The organism is Hydrocoleum sp. CS-953 (assembly GCF_002260545.1).
In the GTDB taxonomy this organism is placed as follows: Bacteria; Cyanobacteriota; Cyanobacteriia; order Cyanobacteriales; family Microcoleaceae; genus Trichodesmium.
This window is the reverse complement of record NZ_LGSU01000786.1, coordinates 1-4,625: the sequence shown is the minus strand read 5'-3', so window position 1 is coordinate 4,625 and position 4,625 is coordinate 1. Positions and strand designations below refer to the sequence as shown.

The 4,625-nt window shown below is 36.7% G+C and carries 1 protein-coding gene and 2 pseudogenes; all 3 read left to right on the top strand.

Annotated elements, in window-relative coordinates; translation table 11 throughout:
• Window positions 1-229: 229 nt before the first annotated feature.
• Window positions 230-1,321, top strand: a pseudogene (locus AFK68_RS09740) (NADPH-dependent assimilatory sulfite reductase hemoprotein subunit); the annotation flags it as partial.
• A 1-nt stretch (window position 1,322) separates the two neighbouring features.
• A pseudogene (locus AFK68_RS41400) lies at window positions 1,323-2,328 on the top strand (NADPH-dependent assimilatory sulfite reductase hemoprotein subunit); the annotation flags it as partial.
• A 1,433-nt stretch (window positions 2,329-3,761) separates the two neighbouring features.
• A complete protein-coding gene (locus AFK68_RS09730; RefSeq protein ID WP_094672536.1) occupies window positions 3,762-4,541 on the top strand; it encodes a 16S rRNA (uracil(1498)-N(3))-methyltransferase in 780 nt (259 codons plus the stop codon).
• The last annotated feature ends 84 nt before the right edge of the window (window positions 4,542-4,625 follow it).

The window sequence follows — 4,625 nt, the reverse complement described above, 5'->3', positions numbered from 1 at the left end:
AAGATAAGGATGTATGAGAGTATAATATAAAATCAATGAAATATTGCTAGAGTAATGGTAAATTATTGTGAATGCTAAAGTAAATAAATTAGCAAAAACATTCTGAGAGCAAATTATCAAGAAATCAAATCAAAGAAAAATTAAGTTTCTAATTGTAGCTCCAAAGCAATATTCAAAGATTAACTCTACTAACTAACTGATAAAATAGTAGCAATTTGCACTTTTAGCCATGATCACCCCATCTCAAATTTCAATACCTAAAGAGCAAAAACCTTCGAAGCTAGAAGGCATAAAAGAAAATAGTAATTTTTTGCGGGAACCCCTGGCAACTCAACTTCTGGAAGATACAAATCACTTCACTGAAGAAGCTGTTCAAATACTCAAATTCCACGGTTCTTATCAACAACATGACAGAGATAATATAGTTAAAGGGCAAGAGAAAGATTATCAAATGATGCTTCGCACCCGGAACCCGGGTGGGTTTATTCCGCCACAACTTTTTCTCACCTTAAATAGTTTGTCTCATGATTATGGAAACGGAACACTTCGTGTGACAACTAGACAAGGTTTTCAGTTGCATGGAGTATTAAAGAAAAATCTCAAAACAGTCATATCATCCATTATCAAAAGTATGGGTTCGACACTAGGTGCTTGTGGAGATTTGAATAGAAATGTCATGTCTCCACCAGCTCCCTATAAAAATCGTCCTGAGTACGAATATGCTAAAGACTATGCTAATAAAATAGCAGATTTATTAGCTCCACAAACGGGAGCATATTACGAAATTTGGCTAGATGGAGAAAAAGTAATAAGTGGAGAAGAATCTCCAGAAGTAAAAGCAGCTAGACAGCACAATGGTAATGGTACAATATTCCCTAATAGTGAAGAACCAATTTATGGTACTCACTATATGCCAAGAAAATTTAAGTGCGCCGTCACAGTTCCAGGAGATAACTCCATAGACCTATATACTCAGGATGTGAGTCTGGTTGTGATTACTAATCAAGCAGGAGAATTAGAAGGATTTAATGTTTTAGCAGGTGGAGGTCTAGGTCGCACTCATAGAAAAGAAGATACTTTTCCTTGTTTAGCACAAGAAATAGGATATGTCACCAAAGAAGATATATTTGATTTGGTCAAGGCTATAGTAGCTACTCAAAGAGATTATGGCGATCGTAGTAAGCGTCGCCATGCTAGAATGAAATATTTACTCCATGACTGGGGAATAGAAAAATTTCAGGCCAAGTTGGTAGAATATTTTGGTAAATCTATAGCTCCTTTTAAACCTCTACCAGAATGGAAATACTTAGACTTTCTGGGANCACCAAAGAAGATATATTTGATTTGGTCAAGGCTATAGTAGCTACTCAAAGAGATTATGGCGATCGTAGTAAGCGTCGCCATGCTAGAATGAAATATTTACTCCATGACTGGGGAATAGAAAAATTTCAGGCCAAGTTGGTAGAATATTTTGGTAAATCTATAGCTCCTTTTAAACCTCTACCAGAATGGAAATACTTAGACTTTCTGGGATGGCACGAACAGGGAGATGGAAAGCTTTTTTTAGGAATTTCAGTAGAAAATGGCCGTGTAAAAGATGAAGATTCATTTCAGCTAAAAACAGCTCTGCGAAAAATAGTTAGTTTATTTAACTTACCAATGCTGTTAACAGCTAATCACAACATTATTCTCTATGAAATTGAACCACGGCAGCAAAAAGCAATAGAACAAATCCTCACTCAGCATGGTATTAGTAAAGAAAAAGATATTGACCCTTTGGTGCGCTACAGTATGGCCTGTCCGGCTTTTCCTACTTGTGGACTAGCAATGACAGAATCAGAAAGGGCATTACCTGGCATATTGGGACAAATTAGGTTATTGTTGGACAAGGTGGGGCTAGGACAGGAACATCCTGTAATTAGAATGACAGGATGTCCCAATGGTTGTGCTAGACCCTACATGGCGGAATTAGGATTTGTCGGTAGTGCTCCTGATACTTATCAGATTTGGTTAGGGGGTTCACCCAACCAAACACGACTGGCAAAACCTTATATCGACAAACTGCATATCAATAATCTGGAAACTGAGTTGGAGCGAATATTTATCTATTTTAAGCAACAACGTCAACCAGATGAGAGTTTCGGTGATTTCTGTAATCGTGTCGGTATTGAAGCCATCCGTCAGTTTGTAACCAACTATCAATCTAGTTTCTCGATGAATACAGATATTAACAATTCCAGTTTTACCTCAATCAATTCTGAAAATAATATTCCAGTAGTTACAGATGGTACTGAGACAACTTCAGAAACTCAACCTCAAGAAGAAGTGGTAAGTACAAGTCTGGAAAATAATCAGGAAATGACTGCTCTTAATTCTCCGGTAATTTCACCCGCTAATGTTGATAGTAGTACATTGGTAACTCCATCAACTACTGTGAGTCAAACGACAACAACGACTCCAGCAACAACTACTGAAACTCAACCTCTAAACACTCCTGTTTTTAGTAGTGACGATAATACAACAACACCCGCACCTACGACTATTGGTCAACCAGTAAGTCAACCAGTAACACCTACAACACCTGCACCTACGACTATTGGTCAACCAGTAAGTCAACCAGTAACACCGACAGCACCCGCACCTACGACTATTGGTCAACCAGTAAGTCAACCAGTAACACCGACAGCACCTGGGACTTTGGGTCAAGAAGCGAGTCAACCTGCATCTCCTCCGGAACAACCTAAAGATACTAGCAAAATGCGACATAGGGTTAGTGTGAGGGATGAAATCTATACCAAGTTAAAAGAAGAGTCTAAGCGTCAGGGTAAACCAGTAGTTCAATTAGCAACTGAAGCAATTGCAGAATACCTAGAGAAAATTAGGAAAAATGAAAGCCCAACTACTACTGATGAAACTAATTTTTAGATAACTATTCAGCTGTCAGCTCTCAGCCATTAGCTTCGGACAAAATGAAATCCTATGGCAGTATTAAAAGACTAAAGTAAAACCCACATTCCGCAAGTTACGTCTAGATATAGCGGTTTTAAAAAGTTAACACACCATTAGTAGTGTATAAGTACAAATCCTTACGCTATTAGTAGTGGTCAAAGCCTAGAGCTAAACGCTACCCATAGTGGTGCGGAATGTCGGGTAAAATGCTCAAGCATGGATCAAATGAAATCTGAAGACTTCTGCTATCTATAGCAAATGTGTTTTTGTAATTAAAAAAAAAGGCTGAATGCTGACATTTTTAGGTTCCCTCTGGAGAAAATCCACGTCTAAAAATAAGTCTGTGGGATAAATATGCGCATAAATGTTGTGGCATTTAAAGAGCTAATAACTGAAACTAAGTAATTATAAAAATAGACACCTTTTAGTTTAGGCAAATTAGCTGTATTATAGTAGTGCGCTATGGCATATTTAAACATTATCTTTTGTACACATTTTCGCTTACTACACTTAGATTTATTAGTTGTAAATACCTGAGGGAGAAGCGCTATAACTATCATAAAGAGCAACTTCAGTAGTCCTGAAGATAGCGATAAAACTAAAAATTAGCCGTAAAATACTTTAAAGGCAAACAAATAAATGGAAATAGCTTTGTTACTATTTCCATTTAATTAGAAAATGCTAGGTTTGATTCTGATTTAATCTTAATAGTTAGAAAAAAACTATCCCACACATCAACAGTTTTTTACTGTCTCTGCATCAGATTAACGATCCAAAGTGAGCAATATTGTAACTATTAAATTTTTTCTAGAATGGCTGATTTGCAAAGATTAGCGATCGCTCCTCAGCAAATTGATCGACAACAGGTTTTTCTAACTGTTGAACAACAGCATTATTTAGGGCGAGTGTTACGACTGGGGGTAGGAGACCAGTTTATTGTAATGGATGGAAAGGGTAAATGGTGGTTAGCTAAACTTACACCAGATATTTCTGGAAAAACTGAATTAACTGCTGTTTTAGAACAAGAAATTTCGATTCAAAATGAATTACCAATAGAACTGATTCTAATTTCTGCTTTACCTAAAGGAAATAATTTTGATGAAGTTGTGCGACAAAGTACAGAATTAGGAGTAACTCATATTTTGCCAGTTATTAGTTCTAGAACTTTGCTTAAACCAAGTCCGCAAAAGTTAAAAAGATGGGGAAAAATTGCCAATGAAGCTGCAGAACAATCAGAGCGTCAAGTAGTTCCAAAAATTAGAGAAACTGTAGAATATTCTGCCGCTTTATCATTGTTTGAACATCAAAATTTGTCTACTAAATATCATAAGTATATATGTGTCGCTCGTAATAATTATCCGCTTTTACTGGAGAATTTATTGGATACTGAATCAGTAGAATCAGTTGTAATTGCTACGGGTCCCGAAGGAGGTTGGACTAATGCGGAAATAGAAGCAGCGATCGCTACAGGTTTTCAAGCTGTTTCTCTTGGTAAGCGTATCCTCAGAGCAGTTACAGCTCCTTTAGTTGCATTATCTCTAGTTACTGGTGTATTGGAGAGACAAAAAATATATAGCAATAGTGATAGTTGAATAATTTTTTAGTTTTCCATTCACAATAAAGAAAATTCCGTTGTGAAAGTTGACTTCTCAAACCAGTCTCAGGAAATTTATTGC

Excerpts from the sequence above, each read along its gene's own strand:
- AFK68_RS09730 (WP_094672536.1), top strand. The coding sequence starts at position 3,762 with ATGGCTGATTTGCAAAGATTAGCGATCGCTCCTCAGCAAATTGATCGA.